General features: G+C 63.8%; 21 protein-coding genes. 4 read left to right on the top strand and 17 right to left on the bottom strand.

What is annotated here, in order from left to right; genetic code table 11:
• Positions 1-11 precede the first annotated feature (11 nt).
• The 9 genes from dbpB (CHC11_RS06630) to CHC11_RS06670 form a co-directional block, all read right to left on the bottom strand.
• Positions 12-1,139, bottom strand: a complete 1,128-nt coding sequence (gene dbpB, locus CHC11_RS06630; protein ID WP_089310682.1) for a DGQHR domain-containing protein DpdB — start codon at positions 1,137-1,139, stop codon at positions 12-14.
• Positions 1,140-1,142: 3 nt separating this feature from the next.
• Positions 1,143-2,375 (bottom strand): tRNA-guanine transglycosylase DpdA, encoded by a 1,233-nt coding sequence (dpdA, locus tag CHC11_RS06635; RefSeq protein WP_089310683.1) that lies wholly within the window; start codon positions 2,373-2,375, stop codon positions 1,143-1,145.
• Positions 2,372-3,520, bottom strand: coding sequence for a DGQHR domain-containing protein DpdB (dbpB, locus tag CHC11_RS06640; RefSeq protein WP_089310684.1), 1,149 nt, complete (start codon positions 3,518-3,520; stop codon positions 2,372-2,374). The genes dpdA and dbpB (CHC11_RS06640) overlap by 4 nt, the downstream gene beginning before the upstream one ends.
• A complete protein-coding gene (locus CHC11_RS06645; protein WP_218825958.1) occupies positions 3,520-4,485 on the bottom strand; it encodes a hypothetical protein in 966 nt (321 codons plus the stop codon). Before CHC11_RS06645 ends, dbpB (CHC11_RS06640) begins: the two co-directional genes overlap by 1 nt.
• 2 nt (positions 4,486-4,487) lie before the next feature.
• Complete coding sequence (gene folE2 / locus CHC11_RS06650) at positions 4,488-5,288, bottom strand: GTP cyclohydrolase FolE2 (RefSeq protein ID WP_089310685.1); 801 nt, start codon at positions 5,286-5,288, stop codon at positions 4,488-4,490.
• The gene (gene queD / locus CHC11_RS06655; RefSeq protein ID WP_089311070.1) at positions 5,285-5,641 is read right to left on the bottom strand and encodes a 6-carboxytetrahydropterin synthase QueD; all 357 of its coding nucleotides are present in this window, start codon (positions 5,639-5,641) and stop codon (positions 5,285-5,287) included. Before queD ends, folE2 begins: the two co-directional genes overlap by 4 nt.
• Positions 5,641-6,279 carry a 7-carboxy-7-deazaguanine synthase gene (queE, locus tag CHC11_RS06660; protein WP_089310686.1) on the bottom strand — a complete coding sequence of 213 codons (639 nt, stop codon included), beginning with the start codon at positions 6,277-6,279 and terminating at the stop codon, positions 5,641-5,643. Before queE ends, queD begins: the two co-directional genes overlap by 1 nt.
• 8 nt (positions 6,280-6,287) lie before the next feature.
• Positions 6,288-6,995 carry a 7-cyano-7-deazaguanine synthase QueC gene (gene queC, locus CHC11_RS06665; protein WP_089310687.1) on the bottom strand — a complete coding sequence of 236 codons (708 nt, stop codon included), beginning with the start codon at positions 6,993-6,995 and terminating at the stop codon, positions 6,288-6,290.
• A 509-nt stretch (positions 6,996-7,504) separates the two neighbouring features.
• On the bottom strand, positions 7,505-8,071 hold the full coding sequence (locus CHC11_RS06670; protein WP_089310688.1) for an ATP-binding protein: 567 nt from the start codon (positions 8,069-8,071) through the stop codon (positions 7,505-7,507).
• Between the two features lie 246 nt (positions 8,072-8,317).
• On the opposite strand from CHC11_RS06670, the gene CHC11_RS06675 reads away from it, so the two are divergent.
• The gene (locus tag CHC11_RS06675; RefSeq protein ID WP_089310689.1) at positions 8,318-9,175 is read left to right on the top strand and encodes a helix-turn-helix domain-containing protein; all 858 of its coding nucleotides are present in this window, start codon (positions 8,318-8,320) and stop codon (positions 9,173-9,175) included.
• A gap of 40 nt (positions 9,176-9,215) precedes the next feature.
• Complete coding sequence (locus CHC11_RS06680; protein ID WP_245918935.1) at positions 9,216-9,386, top strand: DUF397 domain-containing protein; 171 nt, start codon at positions 9,216-9,218, stop codon at positions 9,384-9,386.
• A gap of 1,027 nt (positions 9,387-10,413) precedes the next feature.
• Here the strand turns inward: CHC11_RS06680 and CHC11_RS06685 are convergent.
• The 6 genes from CHC11_RS06685 to CHC11_RS06705 all read right to left on the bottom strand — a co-directional run bounded on the left by CHC11_RS06685 (position 10,414) and on the right by CHC11_RS06705 (position 14,345).
• Positions 10,414-10,953 (bottom strand): FkbM family methyltransferase, encoded by a 540-nt coding sequence (locus CHC11_RS06685; RefSeq protein WP_245918938.1) that lies wholly within the window; start codon positions 10,951-10,953, stop codon positions 10,414-10,416.
• Positions 10,954-11,218: 265 nt separating this feature from the next.
• On the bottom strand, positions 11,219-11,815 hold the full coding sequence (locus CHC11_RS06690) for a DUF6879 family protein (protein ID WP_245918824.1): 597 nt from the start codon (positions 11,813-11,815) through the stop codon (positions 11,219-11,221).
• Complete coding sequence (locus CHC11_RS06695; RefSeq protein ID WP_089310692.1) at positions 11,812-12,270, bottom strand: hypothetical protein; 459 nt, start codon at positions 12,268-12,270, stop codon at positions 11,812-11,814. The genes CHC11_RS06690 and CHC11_RS06695 overlap by 4 nt, the downstream gene beginning before the upstream one ends.
• A gap of 44 nt (positions 12,271-12,314) precedes the next feature.
• Complete coding sequence (locus tag CHC11_RS06700) at positions 12,315-13,076, bottom strand: hypothetical protein (RefSeq protein ID WP_089310693.1); 762 nt, start codon at positions 13,074-13,076, stop codon at positions 12,315-12,317.
• Between the two features lie 73 nt (positions 13,077-13,149).
• A complete protein-coding gene (locus CHC11_RS43310; RefSeq protein ID WP_268248267.1) occupies positions 13,150-13,281 on the bottom strand; it encodes a hypothetical protein in 132 nt (43 codons plus the stop codon).
• Complete coding sequence (locus tag CHC11_RS06705) at positions 13,278-14,345, bottom strand: radical SAM protein (RefSeq protein WP_245918826.1); 1,068 nt, start codon at positions 14,343-14,345, stop codon at positions 13,278-13,280. Before CHC11_RS06705 ends, CHC11_RS43310 begins: the two co-directional genes overlap by 4 nt.
• A gap of 180 nt (positions 14,346-14,525) precedes the next feature.
• On the opposite strand from CHC11_RS06705, the gene CHC11_RS06710 reads away from it, so the two are divergent.
• Together CHC11_RS06710 and CHC11_RS06715 are read left to right on the top strand one after the other, a co-directional pair.
• On the top strand, positions 14,526-15,752 hold the full coding sequence (locus tag CHC11_RS06710) for a helix-turn-helix domain-containing protein (protein ID WP_089311073.1): 1,227 nt from the start codon (positions 14,526-14,528) through the stop codon (positions 15,750-15,752).
• Between the two features lie 24 nt (positions 15,753-15,776).
• The gene (locus CHC11_RS06715) at positions 15,777-16,244 is read left to right on the top strand and encodes an NUDIX domain-containing protein (protein WP_089310694.1); all 468 of its coding nucleotides are present in this window, start codon (positions 15,777-15,779) and stop codon (positions 16,242-16,244) included.
• An 88-nt stretch (positions 16,245-16,332) separates the two neighbouring features.
• Here CHC11_RS06715 and CHC11_RS06720 read toward each other — a convergent pair whose 3' ends face one another.
• Both CHC11_RS06720 and CHC11_RS06725 read right to left on the bottom strand, forming a co-directional pair.
• Complete coding sequence (locus CHC11_RS06720) at positions 16,333-17,508, bottom strand: hypothetical protein (RefSeq protein WP_089310695.1); 1,176 nt, start codon at positions 17,506-17,508, stop codon at positions 16,333-16,335.
• 12 nt (positions 17,509-17,520) lie between these two features.
• Positions 17,521-17,832 carry a calcium-binding protein gene (locus tag CHC11_RS06725; RefSeq protein ID WP_089311074.1) on the bottom strand — a complete coding sequence of 104 codons (312 nt, stop codon included), beginning with the start codon at positions 17,830-17,832 and terminating at the stop codon, positions 17,521-17,523.
• Between the last annotated feature and the right edge of the window lie 128 nt (positions 17,833-17,960).

Genomic DNA, 17,960 nt, shown 5'->3' on the forward strand with positions numbered 1-17,960 from the left:
GACTCTCGGTATCAGAAGAGGATCTGCTGGTCGACGACGCGGATCAAGCCGTTGGTGAGATAGCGGACGTCGCTGGGAGTGTTCTGGAGGTTATTCCACTTGCGCTCTTCACCGTCCCCGAAGTCCCAACTGCCCGAGGTCCAGGCAGCGGCACGCTTGATGCGCGCCAGCGCGTTGCGGACCACGTGTGTGCCGACGTTGTAGGCAGGCAGTTGTTCCGTAAGGTGGTCCATGACAAACCCCATGGCCTGGATCCCCGCCCCGTGGGTCAGCCGCGATTCCTTGGGAGGCAGTTCCCACGCCTCTGGGAACATCTCCCGCACGATCGCCCAGTAGGAGTTCAGATGCAGCAGCATCTGCTCTACGTCGCCCGAGCCGTCGCGAGGGTCCCGGTACTGGTAGAGAGCGCCTTCATAAAGGCTATGTTCGATCATCTTCAAGATGCTGTTGTCCTTGATATAACCGCCAGCCGAGGTGGGCGTCGCGATGGCGCGGTAGAAAGGACCATTAAACGTGCCGTTAAGGCGCGTCATCAATACCGCGGGAAGTTGCCGACGGGCATAGGAGGGCGGCAGATGTCCCTTGGTGTCGGGCAATAGTTCGTGAATGAGGCCTTTGGGCAGCGGCTTGGTGTTGTTGACGAGGATGAACTGGGCGCGCTGTTCGGTCTCGTCCTCGGCGATGAAGCCCACGGCGGCGACCGGAAACTCCCCGATATCGGCCTCTCTAATGGCGGCGCTGCGTTGCTGGCCATCCACGATCCACGCCGGCTTCTCTTCGTCGCTCAGCGTCTCATCCACCGGAACGATCAGATCACCAGGAGTGGAGTAAGCTGGACTGGCATCCTGCCCCGGTCGCTCGGCCGCGCTCGGTTCAAACCTGACCCGGCCGTCAAATGCAAGGACGATGGAGTTCGGCAGCATAGCGTCCCCCGACTCCAGATATCGGCGGATCGTACGGATGTGGCTAGCGACCTCTGGCCGCTGATAGCCGTGCAGCTGCTCCTGGTCATCGCGGCTGATACGGGAGACCGCCGCGAATTCGTGCAGCCGCTTACCATCCACCGCGAAACAATAAATGCTCCGCGAACCTTGCTTGATCTCCAGTGCAGGGAGTCGAAGCGTGTAGCTATCGGCCATTAGTTAGTTCTCCCGCACAGACGACTGGACAATATTCCGGACCTTGCGATTGAAAATAGCCAGATTATGGAACCCTCGACTCTTGTTTCGCTCAGTTCCTCGGAAGATAATGATCTCGATTCCGCACTTGCGACAGAGGGTGCATTCACAAGTCCTCCATGGCGCCGCTTCCAGGGTCCGTTGGTAAGCGGCGAGGCGACTCTTTTTCTCCGGGACGACGAGTTGCTCGTACTCGCCGAGGATATCGATGACCTTGTCCAAGAGCTCGGGATCCCGATCGTAACCGCGAAGCCGTTTGAGACATTCGCGTTCCGCGGCCTTAACCAGGGACTGCGACACCACCCCTGACAGAATCCGGCGCTTGAGGGCGGGATTGCCGTCCGCCTGCGGCACCCGGATGGCTGTGAATGTCTCGGTGGGGGTGTGGTAGTTGTTACGATCGTCCATGAACGACTGCCGGAACGGCGCCGTGCTGTCGAAACTGGTTACTCCAGACTGCGCGAACTCCTCGATCGAGCCGACTCGTGTAATACCGAGAAGATGCAACTGGGTATCCGGCCGCCGCACCGTGTCAATCTCCTTGAGGCAAGCGAGAATGTCATCGGTCTTCAGTGGGACCATGCCACCTAGAGCAATTCTCTGGTATCCGATCTCCTGAAGGCGCATGACACTGTCGGCGTAACTCGCCGGACTCCACCCCTGGGCGGCCCCGACCGCTTCGATCTTGCACCCCCTCGCGTGCACGCCAGCCAGAAAATCCTCCGCGTATCGGAGTGAGATCTGCCGACGCTTTGCCCAGGCGGGGTTTACTTCTGCGTCCGAAACGTCGGGGTCGTAGCCGAAGATGACATGGTCGATACTAATCCCGGAGTCGAATCCACAACCCTCGTAGAAGTCGAGAACTTCATCAACGCTGTAGGGGGGGACTTCCTCATCCGCATAGTTGAATGCGCCACAATCGCCCAGGGTGGCCACATTGTCCGGCAGGCGAAAAAATTTGGAAACGCCGAACCGATAGAGCCGTTCTCGCTGCGGCATCGAGTACTTCCCGGAGCCCTTGACCGAACCGTCGACGATCGCCTTACTTACGAGGACTCCGTCATAAGGCTGAGGGTTTAGAACCTCGTGCGCGTACCTATCGTCTCGCTGCCGAACCCGGTAGGGGGAGTACTCCTCGTTGAGGAAATCGTAGGTCGGGCTGACCTGGTCTTGGCTGTCGGGGAAGTAGAACCTCACGAGAGCTCCCTGCGGGCGTTCTGGTAGACGCGGATCAGGTGATTGGAGAGCTCTGTCACTTGCCTGCGCGTGTTCTCGATCTCGTTCCAGCGGTGCCCCAGATCCTCCCACGAGCCGGCTGTCCACCGGCAGTGGGGGGCGACCAGGGCAAGGTGCCGCCGAACCTGCTCGGGCGCGTCCGGCCGCAATGGGTCGACTGTCCCTAGGACCCGGTCCATGAGTCGCCCCATGGCTTTGATCCCGGCACCATGCATGAGCCGGCTCTTCTCCGGCGGCTTGCCCCACGCGTCGGGAAAGGTGTCCCGCACAGCCGACCAGTAGATGAACAGGGCCTGGATGATCCCGTCGAAATCGGTCTCGTTACGGCCTAGATCCCGATACGGGAACAAGCATCCGGCGGACGACATCAAACTTTCTTTGATCATGTCCACGATGCCCGTGTCGGTGATGACCGCCTTCGGCTGCTTGCGCCCCACCGTTGAAGGCCGCTTGATCATCTCGAAGAACGGCGAGTTCTCATCGGAGTTCAGGACGTCACACAGGCTGGATGGGGCCTTCTGTATCTGCAAGCGAGGCGGAAGCGGGCTGTCGACCTCGGGAAGCAGTTCAGTGACCAGTCCGCGAGGAAGCGGCCTGGTGTTGTTGATCCGGACGAACTGGTCGCGCTGCAACCGGACCGTCTCGGCGACGAACGCCATCACCACCACCGGGAAGTCCTGCCTCCGAGCCTTGGCCAGCGCGATGGCGCGTTGCTGCCCATCGACGATCCAGGCGGGCTTGATTTTACCCTCCTGAGGCAGTGGGATGATGAGCCTTCCCGTGTCGCAGACACCATCGTCGGCATGCCGATTGCCACCACGGGTGCTCCTGAAACGCACCTGCTCGGACAGCGCCATGATGATGGGGTTAGGCAGGATTGGCGCATCGCTATCCAAGTAGTCCACGATCTCCTGCACGTGCCTGCGCACCTGCGGCCGCTGATAGCCGATCAGCTTTCCGGCCTCATCGCGGCTCACACGGGAGATATCGGCAAACCGCAGGACATCATGGGCGCGGAGCATGAACACATAGAGGGGGTACTCCTCCGCCTGAACAATCCGGAGCGCACGGACCTCGGTTTCCAGAGGCTTGGTCCTGGCCGCCATCAGGACACGATCCCGGCGGAAGAGGCGATCTCGTTGAACAGCGTTCTGAAGCGCGCCTGCTCGCATGATTGGCCAGAGGCACGCAACTGGCGCAGCAAGCGGGTAGCTGAGGTCGGGCCCAGACCGAGGGAACTCCGGATGAAGCTGCGTACTTCGTCGTCGGTGAGCTTAGTCCCCGGTGGTCGTCGCCCAGTTTCCTTGGGGGCAGCAGCTGTGGCTTCGGCCATAAGACGGGTCAGATTGGATCGGCGGAAGGGAACTCCGTTGTCGCGGGAGGCAGCCAGCACGTGGGTCGCCGCACGGACGTTGAGGGACAGGAGGCTTCCGCCGATGGCGGGCCTGAGGGCCGCGGTGACCGGGACGACGAGACGCTCGATCTCATGACAACGACCGCTCGGCCCGATGATCGAGAGATTGTCGCTGTCTTTCAACTGGGAAGCCGCCTGGCTGAGGTCATCGGAGCACGCACGAAGGTAGGCCTCGGACAAAACTGCGACGATGACCGAGTCCGGGTCACGTGCGGCGAGTTCGGTGATTGAGCGGGGCTGCCCAGGCTGAGGTCCCGTCCAGGACGTCAGCCCAGACCACCATCGACGGGTTCCCTCGGTGTTCTCGGCGACCGAATCTTCCTGACCAACGGCGAACGTCGCCGCGTACGCGTCGATCGGGGCTTCGGCGGAAATCAGGCCGTAGCCGGCTGAGCAGACCCATAGGGACGCACCTGAGCCAGCGGTCTTAGCCAACGTCTTAGCCACTTGCCAATGCTCACCCGCGTACATCTGGCTGGCCGGCACACTGGGGGAACCGAAAGACAATCGCTTCACCCATTCGGTGCAGCGCTCCTCGAAATCGTCGACATCGAGATTGCGGAACTGGAGCCGCTCAGCAACCGCTTGACGCTTCCGGTTCGCGCAGGTGACCACTACATGCACGCTCGGCTTAACTCGGCCTGTGCCGTCCGCCATGCTTAGGCCCTCCCAGTCGGGGCCGTCCAGGACACCGCCGCGTAGGCCTCATGGTTGTGGATGCTCTCGTCGTTGACCGCCCGAACACGGTACAGGCGGATACGCTCCGAGGCGGCCAGTACCTGGGCAACGTTGCGGACCATGTCCTCTACGAAGACAGGATTGTCGTAGCCCGCCATGGTCACGTGGCGTTCATCGGGTCTCTTCAGCAACGCGTAGACAGGCGAGGATGCCGCTGCTTCAGCGATCCCGATGAGCTCGTCAAACCAGAGATCCGTCGGGTGTTCTGCAGGCTTGACGTCGATGGTGATGTGGCCACGCTGGTTATGGGCCCCACGATCGCTGATCGCCTTGCTGCATGGGCAGACACTAGTGACCGGCACATCCGCGCTCAGGACCATCGAGGCACCTTGAGGACCGCTGGAGACGGCCACCGCGCAGGTGTACTCGATGAATGCTCGAGCACGGGTAACCGGGGCTTCGCGCTCCAGGAAGTACGGGAACGACATCTGAACATAGGCGGAGGCAGTGCCCATGTGCTGACGGAGCTCGTCCGCGATACTGGTTACGTTTTGGGGGCTCAACTGGTCCCGGGCGCCGTGGAGCACTTCGATGAAGCGGCTCAGGTGCGCGCCCTTTACCTCGGGTCCGAGACTCACCGACATCGCGACTGTGGCGACAGTTTCTCGCTTTGCCCCCTGTCCATCGGCTACAAGAACCGGATAGCGAAGGCCTTCCACACCGACCTCATCAAGCGGGATCCCGCGAGAGTCTGGGGCCGCTTGCACGTCCTCGAGCCTCATGTGTCCCCCCTGTAGATGCAACCCGAGGTGCAAGTCTCACGCACCACGATCGCGGAGAGCGGCAACTGATGGGTCAAGCGATCCCAGATCCACCTGGCGAGAACTTCGCTGGTCGGGTTCTCAAGCCCCGGGACCTCGTTGAGGTAGTAGTGATCAAGCTGGTCCTGGATCGGCTTGAATGCGACCTTGATCTCGGCGAAGTCCATGAGCCATCCGGTGGCCGGATCGACATCGCCGCTAACGTGGACCTCTACGCGGTAACTGTGCCCATGGAGCCTCGCGCACTTGTGCCCGGTCGCTACATTCGGAAGCCGATGAGCGGCTTCGAACGTGAACTCACGGAAGATTTCCATCACCGAATCCCCAGGGTCTTGTGTGTCTGGACGCTCAAGTGCCATTGGGGGTGCTCTAGGCAGTACTCGACTGCCGCCTGGGTGTTGGCCACCAGGTCAGGACCGTCCATCGGCTGCAGCATGAACCGAGCGAAGTCAAGGTCCTCAAAGCGTTCTGGTTCCGCTCCGACCTGGGGGTAGACCAGTTTTAGATCGTTCCCAGATATCAGGACCAACTCCGTGCCGGCCTTCGGACTCACGCAGATCCAGTCGATCCCGTCAGGTGCCGGACGGGTGCCGTTGGTCTCGATGGCGACCTCGAAGCCCTCGGCATGCAGGGCGTCAAGCGCCTCGGCATCCAGTTGAAGCAATGGCTCTCCGCCCGTGCACACTACGTAAGGCCGGCTACGAGGATGTGACTGTCCCTGCCAAGTCTTGGCCACCGCAGCGGCCAGGTCGACGGCAGTCCCGAACCGCCCACCACCTGGTCCATCTGTCCCAACGAAGTCGGTATCACAGAACTGGCAGATAGCTCGGTGCCGGTCTTTCTCTCGTCCCGTCCACAAGTTGCAACTGGTAAACCGACAGAACACAGAGGGCCGCCCTGCATGACTTCCTTCGCCTTGCAGGGTGTAAAAAATCTCCTTGACTCTGTACATCTCCGTGGTCAGGCGTTTGCTGAGGAGAAGGAGGGATCCACCAGACCAAGTTCAGCAAAGCCGCGCCCCCGCAGTAGGCACGAGTCGCAGGTCTCACAGGCGCGACCATCGACTGGGTCATAGCAACTGTGAGTCCAGGAGTAGTCCACCCCCAGATCGAGGCCGCGCTGGATGGTTTGGGCTTTAGTCAGTTCGATCAGCGGCGTGTGGATCTTGAGCCGCTGGGTGCCCTCTACGCCGGCCTTGGTCGCCCGGTTGGCCATGTGCTCGTAGGCCTCGATGAACTCGGGACGACAGTCCGGGTACCCACTGTAGTCCATCGCGTTCACTCCGATGAAGATATCGGAAGAGCCGAGCGTCTCCGCCCAGGCGAGCGCGAAGGAGAGAAAGATGGTGTTCCGCGCCGGTACATAGGTGATCGGAATCTCGTCCGCGCTGACGTCGTTGACACTCTCGTGATGCGGCACAGCGAGTGCGTCATCGGTCAAGGCTGATCCGCCGAAGACGGCGAGATTGATGTCTGCGATCACATGCTGAGCGGCCCCCAACTCAGCCGCGACCTTCTTGGCCGCGTCGAGTTCTTCAGTGTGGCGCTGCCCGTACCGGAAGCTCAGCGCGTACGTCTCGTAGTCTTGCTCGCGGGCGATTGCAAGGACAGTGGTCGAGTCCAAGCCTCCACTCAGCAGCACGACTGCTCTGCGCTTGTCACTATTCACTTGCGACCTTCCGCTCGTCGAGGCACCGGGGAAACTACATCACCGTTCGTTGCTCGACGAGGTTACTTTCACGGAAGTCACATCGCAACGCTGACGCGGCGGTCCCACAAGCTGGACCGGCAGGGCGTCGTCACGCGTTGCACCTCGCCATGACCCGCTGCAGCCTCGCTGACATGCAGTGTTAGCCCCTTCAAGGCGATCGAGGCAAGGTGAGTCAGACAGAAACTGCAGCACGAGCGCCTACAGCATGACTGTCAGTTTCTGTTGATCAATCAAGCAGGGAGCCTGTGTTCTGTGGGGGTGTCGGTGACATACCACAGGCACTGTCGCGAGCAGCGCGCTGACCTGCGTATCGAGCACGCTCATCAGGCGATGGATGGCCGAGACGGCCTGATGAAGGGTCGTGCGGCCGGTGAAACCGGGGGGACGGTCACCGACCGCACGACGAGCCGGCCAAAGGAAGGCCGGCGAAGGACGCACGTCACGGGGCTGCGGCGCGCGTCCTGGTCTCAGCGCGTGATCAGTGCCCAGGCGGCATGTCCGTCGGCGCAGTCGTACTGCCCGGTCTCATCGGCGTACGCGTCCGCCAGGATCAGTCCGCGTCCGTGCTCAGCCGGATCGACGCTCCGGTCGGTGCGGGCGGCAGCGGGGCCGTCGTCCATGACCGTGAGGCGCGTCCACCGGTTGCTGATGCTGAGTTCGGCCCTGATCCGGCCGCCGGGCCGACTGCTCGCCGTGTGCAACAGCGCGTTCGTGCCGTACTCGCTGACGACCAACTCGAACGCCTCGGACAGTTCCGCCTCGTCGGCCAGGAGCAGGCGAACCCAGCGACGCAGTAGAGGCACCGCGCTGGTCACTCCGGGGACGTCAACGCGCCAGACGCGGCCGTCCTTGTCCCCCTCGGCGTTCGCCCCGTGCCCATTGGCCTGCCGCGCCGTCGGCATCCTCAAGATGGTCGGCGCGCCGTCTGCTTCCGGCGTGATGGGGCTGTCACCGTCCAGGGTTCCGACGGTCTGCGAAGTCGCCTCGGCGCGCTGGACAGTAGGCGATGCCACGGCCCGCAGAGCTATCCTCATCCGTACCTCCTTCGGGAGGGTGAGGCCGCGCGGCCGGGTCAGGGGCTCCAATCCGTAACCCGGCCGCGCGGCTGCTGTGTACTGACCGCCGAGACGCTCCGTCGGGTCAGCCGATCACGATCCAAAGCCTGCAGAAGCTCCTGCCACCACAAGCTGTGACTTGCTGCGCACCGTCAGTGTGCCGAGTAGCATGCGGCTGTGCAACTGCTCTCGTGAAATTTCTCCGGAGATGCAAGAGGTGGCGGCTTGACCTCCCCAACCGTTCGACGTCGGCAACTGGGCACGGAACTCCGTCAACTGCGTGAGGCCACGGGTCTCACCGGCGACGAGGTCACCGAGCGCCTGGGTTGGTATGGCGCAAAGGTCTCGCGGATCGAGAAGGGCCGGATCTCGGTCCCGTGGTCGGACGTCGTTGACCTACTCGACCTGTACGAGGTCAGCGACTCCGCCACTCGGGAGGCACTCATCCAGTTGGCCAAGGCGGCACGCCAGAAGGAGTGGTGGCAGCCCTACAGCGACATGCTCAGCAAGAACGCGCGGACTTACATTGGGCTCGAGTCAGCGGCCGAGTCACTTCGGACGTATCAGCCCTCGTCGGTCCCTGGCCTGCTGCAGACCACCGACTACGCGCGAGCGATCATCACTCGCGCTGGCCCGTTGACACTCGGAGAGGACGAGATCGGACGTCGTCTCAGCCTCCGTACGAAGCGCCAGGCCGTCATCGGTGAAGCAGGCAGCCTCCGGCTATGGACAGTGCTGGACGAGGCCGCCCTCTATCGCGAGATCGGAGGGTCCGATGTCATGCGCACGCAGCTCATGCACTTGGTCGAGATGGCGCACCACCCCCAGATCGACATCCAGGTGATGCCGTTCAGCGCAGGTCCACATGCCTCACTCAGCGGCATGATCGGGGTCTTCGGCTTCCCCGGCTCCGACCCGGATGTTGCCTACGTCGACAGCGTCTCGGGAACCCTCTTCTTGGAACGTGCAGCGGACGTGGAGGCTACGAGCACCGCGTTCCAGCACCTCAGCGCGACGGCCCTCAGCCCCGTGGCATCCGTCGACCTGATCAAAGCCGTAGCTCAACGACACCAGACAGGGTAGACAAGTAGGCATGATTCCGGATTTCAGCCGAGCATCTTGGATGAAGAGCACTCGCAGTCAGCAGACGACCGATCAGTGCGTCGAGCTAGCGGGCGCCGGTGGTTACGCGGCCGTGAGGGATTCCAAGGATCCGGAAGGTCCCAAGCTCATCCTCGAAGGCCCGGCTTGGCAGAGGTTCAGGCATCAGATCAAGGCCGGTGCCTTCGACTGAAAGTGCGCCGGGCCCAGAAAGCCGGTCCCAGCTCCCCGGAAGCGCTGGGTTCCTCCGCGCGGCAGCGGGTGGGCGGGGAAGACCGGCTACTCGTCCAGATAGAGCTGTGCAGCGCCCTCCGACATCGGGGGGAGACGGTGTGGAGAGTCCGCAGGAACTCATGGCCGTAGTGTCCAGCCCACTACTCCACCATCGTCAGCGTGCGCTGATCGAGCTCCTACGGATTCGGACGCCGTCGCGTCTGCCTCCTGGTAACTCGACGAGCCTGGCCTTGTTGGTCGCACGATGGGTCGGGAGCCATGGCCGGTGTTACCCCAACTGTCAATCCCCTCATAGCGTGGAGACGGTGTTAAGCCACTTCGGCCCTGAGCTGGGCCGTTGATGCTCTCCGTGCTTCTGCCATCTGACGCTCGAACGTGATTGGGGCGAGTCCCGTCGTTGGCGCTGTGTCTCCTGCTGGTGTTGTAGAAGTCGGCGATCCGGGTCGCGACCTTGATGCGGGCCTCGGCTCGGGTGGTGAAGCGACGCCGGCGGACGAACTTGATCCGCGGAGACCCTTAGGTGCCGCCGGACGCCTCGAAGGGCCGGCGGATCGCGGTGTCCAGCCCGGCCCGCCGACGCTGCCGCCCGATCGGCGCCTGGACCCCGATGCGCCTTCCACTTGTAGAACCAGGACTGCGAGACGCCCAGCGCCCAGCGGGCCACGGCATGGGGGACGTCGTGGCCGGTCTTCTGGTCGGCGATGAAGGCTGCCACGCTCATCGGCCCTCCACCTCCTTCCCCCAGGGGCTATTCGACACAGACGGCCAGTGGATAGCCCGTCATCTGCGCGACAACTATCCGGACCTACTGGCACTAGTGGAAGACGAGCTGAGCCTCTAATCCGCCAGGCCCAGCCGCACTGCCCATCGATACGGGATGTAGTTGTCCAGCACGTTGGCCGGCACCGACAACCGCTCATGGAGCTCAGGCTCGTCGTCTCGCGCGTAGAAGCGGTTCAGTCCGTCGAACAGCGCCAGCTCATACCCTAGGCCAGCACGCCTGGTTCCCACTCGTGATGGCTAGGACGCGAGGTCAAGGGCACCGTCGCCTCGATAACGATCGCCCTGGGCCGCCACGCCGCCAGATCCGCCGAGGCCAGTACGGAGACCTCAGCCCCCTCGACATCTACCTTCAACAGATCGAATCCTGGCTGCGCGTAATCCGACAGCACCGTCTCCAGCCGCGTCACCTCGACGCGCAACTCCTCACAACGCCATCCATCGGCAAGGTGCAGGGCCAGCACATCCCGCTCCAGAGTGCTGAGGCCACCGCCACCGGTCTTCCCCGGCCCCGGAACGATCCGGAAGAAGCTCGCCTGACCAGCCTGCTCCCCGATCGCCACGTCCAGCGTCACATCACCCGGCCGGGTAGCCCGCAAGCTCTCGAAACGCTCGGGCAGCGGCTCAATGTTGACCCCGCGCCATCCGAGCCGGTCCACCAAGTTCTTGGTGAGTGACCCCTGAACCGGGTTCCCAGCCCCAACATCTACGAAGAATCCACCAGACTGGTCGCCGAAGGCCCGCATCAGCACAACGTCCTCGGCGTCCCGCCATACGCGACCAGATCGCACCCAGCGGGCAGGTTCGACCCCATACCGCCAACCGTAACCACGTCGCGCTCGTCTTTGCCTCACACCACCGGGTAGCTGATTGGCGGGGCCCATCCTTCATGGGGTCGTCCCTCTACAGCACCAGCCGAGACTCGGGGAGCTCGACTGCAAGGAGCCCGCGCGATGATCCCAAGACTGATGGGCCGGAGTATCTCATTCTGCCTGGCATGGCACCGCCGGATTAGGTGCGGGGGCGGTCCGGGGTGCCTTCCAGCGGCCATGCCCGCTCACCGCGGGTGCGCAAGGCAGTGGCTATGCCCGCCAGGGCGTGCAGCGTCTTCGGGGCACGGGTGAGCCAGCCGCCGGTCTGGTAGCCGACGGGCCCGGGCCCGTAGTCGTGGATGAGGGCGATGTGGGAGTCGAACAGCAGGAAGTCGAAGTAACTGGACACGGGAGACGGCGGCACGAAGAACTCGATGCGCTCTCCCAGCCGGCTCCGCACCTCATAGTTGATCATCTCGTAGTGCAGGTAGTTGGTGAGCGGGTAGGAGAGCAGCCGTACCCGAGTGAACTCCAGGTTCCGCGACCTCACCTCGTCTCGAAGAGGCTGGTCCTCCATTGCCTCTTCCTCCAGGAGGCGGCGGGCCAGCGCGACATCGCCCGCTTGGAAGGCCTCCTGCGATCGGACGCTGTCGGCCTCACGGTATGACTGCCAGCACTCCAACTTGAGGAAGCGCCGCTCCGTGCGTGCCCAGGCTTCACCGAACGACTCCAGGAAGCCCTCCAAGGTGAGCCGCACACTGCCGTCCAGCGCCCACGCAGGCGGTTGATGCATCATTCGTCCGGGGTGAGTGCCTTCGTCAGAGCGATGATCTGATTTGACGGAAAGTGGATCTGGACGAAGGCGGTTATCGTGAATCGCTCGCCTGTCCAGACGACGGGCGTGTGGAGACGCCAGGAGCCCTGGGCCCATCGGGTGGTGACGAACTCGCGGAACTGGTCATCGGCCGCCAGATCGCTGAGGAGGGCGAGCGCATCGCCGCGCGGCATCTTGAGCCAGGCCCACCCGCGGTAGTACTCGATGAAACCAGCGTTGCCCGTCGGCTCGCCGACAGACTCTACGGCGTTGCGTTCGGCTTCGACCGCCTCACCTGTGTCCTGGCAGCAGGCAGCGGTTTGCCAGCGCCTCGCCCAGATGGCGCGGACGAGGTCGACCATGGCGTTGTCGATGAGGACCGCTTCCTCCTGGTGAGGAGGAACCAGTGTTGTCGAGGGATGGACCTGGAGGGCCATATGTGTCCTTCCAGCGTTCTTGGCGCACCGGGTTGAGGGGTGCGTTAGGTGGTTCGATGCTTGACCCAGCGAGTTGCTGCTGCGGCAAGCCCGGGGTGAGGTGCGTGGTCACCGATGTCTTCCCACATCGCGGCCTGCGCTTTGGCGAATGCTGTCACCGCGTCGGCGGTCGCGGCGGCGAAGAGCGGGATCTTGGACGCCCAGGCCTGTGCTTGCGCCGGATGGTGTCCGCAGGCGATGAGCCAGACGATCCAGCAGGCAGGGTCGATCCAGCGGGCTCCTCTGGTGGGCCAGGCCCAATCGAGCATGTAGGCCCGCTTGTCACTGCCGATGAGGATGTTGGTGGGTGACCAGTCGGTATGCGAGAGCCACTCGCCGGCGAACATCTCGGATTGATCGCTGTAACTCGACCAGCGTTGCTCGGCTCGCTTGAGTTCGACACCGTCAGGGGCGGGTGGCCAGTGAGCCATCATGGCGATGATGAGTTCGAGGTCAAGGCTGGACGGCTCGTAGGACGCAGGACGGCCCTCGATGAAGCCGAACCCGTTGAGGTCCCAGCCACCTGTGATCTCCGTCCATCGAAGCGGAGCCGAGACGTTCTGGATGTGCGGGTTGATCCGGCGTTCACGTTCCTGGGTCCAGGCGCGGGGGTGATCGGTGCGCAGCCCTTTGACGAACGTGGTGTCGTTGATGATCACGGCTATCTCGGAGTTGAAGCCCTCGCTGACTGGGCGAGCAGTGATCACCGGCCCGGTGTGCTTCTCGATCAGTGCCTGCGTCTGGTGCCAGGGGAGCCGTTCGGTCACATCGGAACCGTACTGGAGGGGCCCTCGCCTGCGGGGATGGGCGAGGGGCCGTGCTGCGGTGCCCTACGCGTCGTCATTGATACGGGTTGTCGTCGCCGCAGCCGAGGCCGATGGCGTATTCGGCTGCGTCATTGACATCCTCGACGATCTCGACGACGGCTTCCTCAGTCGCGGGGCCGTCCTGCACCTCGATCGTGATACTCACTGGGATACCTCCTCTCGGGGCTCTTGGTGCTGGCAGTAGGTGGCCAGCGGGGCTTTGGCTTTGCGGTAGAGCTGCACCAGCGGCATGCACGTCCCACATGTGCTCTGGAGCCTGCAGCCGGTGCATCCGCCCTGGCGGCGCAGCAGGTCGTCGCTGATGCCGCCCAGGCGTTGGAGCCCTTGTGGCCCCTCGCGTACCAGGTCGATGTTGGGGTCACGGCCGATCTTGCAGATGCTCGCCCGGCCGAACGGGTCGACGTGGAACGACGTGTGCCCCGCGTCGCAGCCGGTGAAGGGTGCCCGCTTGCTCAGGAACTGGGGTGACTGGGACGGCAGGTTCTCAGCACCACCGTGGATGGTCGGGGACATGTTGGCGTACTCGCGATGTCGTAGCCCGAACCGTTCGGCCAGTTGCCGCATGAGGTGGAGTTCATGGGCATTGCGGTTGGTGATGATCAGGCTCAGATCCAGCTGGAGGCCGGCCTCGTGCGCCGCCGACAGCCCGCGCATGAACTTGCGGAAGGAGCCGGGCCTCCGGGTGAGGCCGTCGTAGGTCTCCGCTGTAGCGCCATAGACGCTCAGGCTCATCTTGCTCGGCCTGTAGGTCGTCAGCAGGTCGAGCATTTTGGGGTTGGCCAGCCGGGAGCCGTTGGTCAAGATCTCCACCATCATGCCCAGTTCGTAGGCCTTGGTGTGGACGGCGGCGAACAGCCGATCCACCATCGGCTCCCCACCTGTGAGCTGGAGCCAGAGGACGCCGGCATCCCGGATTGCCTCCAGCAAGCGCTCACGCTCGGGCCAGCCCAGGCCATCGAAGGTCTTGAGGCCGAGGTAGCAGTGCTCACAGTCGTAGTTGCAACCAAGATTCAGCTCATAGGTCGCCTTGCCGAATTCGTGGTTCGACTCGCAGCGGATGAGCAGGTGATCGCCGGGCGGCTGCCCGTGAAGGTCGATCCCCCAGGCGGTTCGGGCGGCTGCTGTCAGCCAATCAGGAAGCACCTCGGCGTCGGCAAGTGCCCGGTAGGCCCCCTGCGAAATCTTGATTCCTCGGGTCTCTCCTGGCATCAGCACTAGGAAGCCGCCTAGGAATGGACTTGCGATTAATTGGTACATCTGGCCCGTCCCGTACATATCGCCTCGGCTTGAATCCGTCGGACGCGTTGCGGCGCGACGTCCAAGACGTTAAAACCGCAGGAGGGGTGCGACCCGGAAAGAAATTCCGGGGTCGCCTGACAGGGGGCTGTGATGTCCGATCACTTGCAGCACCTATCACCAGGGCAGCGCGTGGCCTGGCACCGCGTCCGGCGGGGCATGTCTCAAGAGGTCTTGGCCGGCCTGGTCGGACGGACCGAGGACTGGCTCAGCAAGATCGAGAATGATCGTGCGGCTTTGGACAGACTCTCGATCATCAGGGCACTCGCCGATGCCCTGCGCATCTCCGTCTTCGACATCATCGACCCACACCCTGCCGAGTCGACGCGCCGTGAGCCGTCCCACCTGGACGTCAGCGCGGTCCGTTCTGCGCTCACCGACTACCGGCAACTGTCCCCACTGCTGGCGGCGATCGAAGCAGAGCCCGAACCGCCCCGGCTGGAGGTACTTCGCCGCGATGTGGCAGACGTGATGGCCGCCTATCAGCATTCACGCTACGGACAACTGCTCGCCCGCCTGCCCACGCTGCTCACCCAGACCCACCTCGCTGCCAGGGAAGCCCGCGAGGAACAGCGGCCGAACGCCGATCGGCTCGCCGCCCTTGCCAACCAGTCGGCCGCGATGCTGCTCACCAAGCTTGGTGAGGCCGACCTCGCCTGGATCGCTGCTCAGCGCGGACTGACAGCGGCCGAACGCACCGCAGACCCCACGATCATTGGGTCGCTGTTCCGCTCGGTGATCCACGCCCTGCACTCCCAAGGCCGCCTCGACGAGGCAGCGACAATGGCCCAGCATGCGTCGCGATACCTGCAACACCAGCATGGTGATCGCTCACCTACGCTGCTGTCGATTCACGGAACCCTGCTACTCCCCGGAGCCGTCGCCGCCGCCCGCGCCCACAACCGAGCCGATGCCATGGGCTACCTGAGACAAGCCGAGCAGATGGCCGACGCACTCGGCGCGGACGCCAACCACCTGTGGACGGCGTTCGGCCCCACGAACGTGCGGATCCACCGCGTCACTGCAGCCATGGCGCTGGGTGATGTCCCCACCGCGCTCGACCTCATTCCAGGCATCACCACCGCCCACCTACCTGTCGAACGTTCGGTCCGCCACAGCCTTGAAGTCGTCAACGCCTACCGGGCCCGTAACAAGGTCGATGAGGCCATCAGTGAACTGCTCACCGCTGAGCGCCGGGCTGCCGAACAGGTCCACGCCCACGTCATGAGCCGCCAACTCGTCCACCAGCTCCGCGGCACTGCTACCGGCAAGAGAAGCCGCCTCCTGGCTGATCTCGCACGCCGAATGAGCATCATCTAGCCCGATCTCCTACGCTCAACACCCGTGACCGATGACCCGGCAGCAACCTTCGCCCGCGCCCGAGCGGCGGCAGGTGTCCTGTTCTTCAACGATCAAGACCACATCATGCTGGTCGAGCCGTCCTACAAGGACTATCGCGACATCCCTGGCGGCTACGTCGAGCGCGACGAGACCCCCTACCAAGCCGCGAAGCGCGAAGTCGCTGAAGAACTAGGTATCCGCCCGGAGATCGGGCGACTCCTGGTCGCCGACTGGGCGCCTAACGAAGCCGAAGGCGACAAAATCCTCTTCCTCTTCGATGGCGGCACCCTCACCACCGACCACCTCAATGCCATCCGCCTTGAACCCAGCGAACTGGTCGGCTGCCATTTCCACGACATCGCCCAGATCAACGACCTGACCATCCCGCGTCTCGCTCGCCGTCTTCTCCACGCCCACGCCGCCCACCGCGACGGCAGCACCCGCTACCTCGAACACGGGGAACGTACTTGAGCAAGCAAGACTGACCCTGTAGTGACCAGCGCGGCGGAGTCCAAGGTCAGGGAAGGACGCCAGCGTGTCCACGCCGGCGGCGTGATGGTCATGACCGTGCCGCGAGTAGGGTGGCGCGGTCGAAGCGGGCGATGAGGCCCGTTTTCCGGTGGTGCTTTCGGCGCAGGTGCGTGAGCCGTGCAGTGAACTCCTGGCGGAGGCCTGCACGCTCGGCGATGGCCCGCAGGTCTTTGAGGATCTCGACGGCCACGTCGTAGTCGGACGGTTTGCGGGCATCGATCAGTTCGTCGACCCGTGCCCAGGTGATTTCCGGGTCGCGGGCGATGGCTTCGAGTCGCTTCTCGCGGGCCGCCGCGCGTTGTTGCTCGCGGCGGGCCTCCTGCTCCGCACGTGCCGCCTCGGCCTGCCGTTCACGCTCGTGGCGGAGTGCGGCAGCGGCGTCCAGCAACTCGGCCACCGTGCGGCGCGGACGGTCGTCTCTCGCGGCATCTGGTTCGCCGCGGAACAGGCGGAGTAGCTCCATCTGGACCTGAGGCCCTTGCCCTTGCGCGACCCGGAGGAGGAGAGCCCGCCCCTCCTTCGGGGGCAGTTCTTCGATCCACTTGGCGAGCCGGCCAGGGTCGTCCTTGGCCTCGGCCAGGGGCGGACTCTTCTGGGCGGCGACCCGGAGCAGGTCGGAGTCGAGGCGGAGGAAGTCGGCGAGAGCGCTCTGGGGAGCGGTCAGGGCACGCAGCCCCGCAGGCACCGGCGGTTCGAGTTCGTCGTCCTCGTCCTGGTCGAAGGCGTCTTCGTCGCGTTCCCAGGTTCCGTAGGCCGCGAGCCAAGCGAGGTAGAGCGGACGCAGGTCCCCGGCGGCGAGTTCGGTGCGGACTCCGATGATCGCCGACAGGGAGTCGTCGGCGCCCTCAATCCAGTCGCCGCCCTCGTCCTGGCTGGTCAGGTCCAGGATGAGGTGCTTGTCGGAAACCTCTGCGGTGACATAGGGGTCGATGCAGTACCGCTCGGCGACCTTGAGGGGTAGCAGGCTGCGAGGAAGGCGAAGCATCACCTGGTGGGTGCCCCAGTTGGTGACGTACAGGTGGGCGTCGTAGTAGCGCCGCATCATCGTCCGCGGACTACCCCGGAAATCACCCCAGTGGTACTCGTTCGTGAAACTGGTGGCGGTGATCCGTGCCCGAGTGGACAGAGCGCGGACTTCGGCCTGCTGCCGCTCGTCCAGAGGCTGGTCGACGGCCAGGAACTCGTAGTACTGGTATTCGCTCATCTTCGCTCGTCGTCAGCAGGCCCAGTGTCGGTAAGCGTCGATCCATTCGGCGCCCGCCGGGTGTGGCGTTGGAAGCGGCAGATCTAGAAGCCCGATGGCCTGCCGGTGCTTGCCGCGGGTGCAGATCCCAACGATCTCGCCACCAGGCGAAAGATCAATCTTCGTGACGGTCTTCTCGACCCCCAGGACCGTGGTCTGGAAGGGCACGATCACCTGCTCTTCCAGCAGGCAATGGAACGCGGCGTGTTGCTCGTGCTCGTCGTAAGCGTCGACGATCGCCTGCTCGACCAGGGCGTCCAATTCGGCATCGCTCAGGCTTGTCACCCTGGTGAGGGTAGTGAGGACGGACTGAGGATGTGAGGTTTCGCCCGACCCGACGATCAATGGGTGGCGCGGTCCTCGGCTCGGAACCCTGGGTGCGCGGGATGTCGGCGCTCAGCGGGTTCCGCCGT

It is taken from the genome of Actinomadura mexicana, from assembly GCF_900188105.1.
Lineage (GTDB): Bacteria > Actinomycetota > Actinomycetes > Streptosporangiales > Streptosporangiaceae > Spirillospora > Spirillospora mexicana.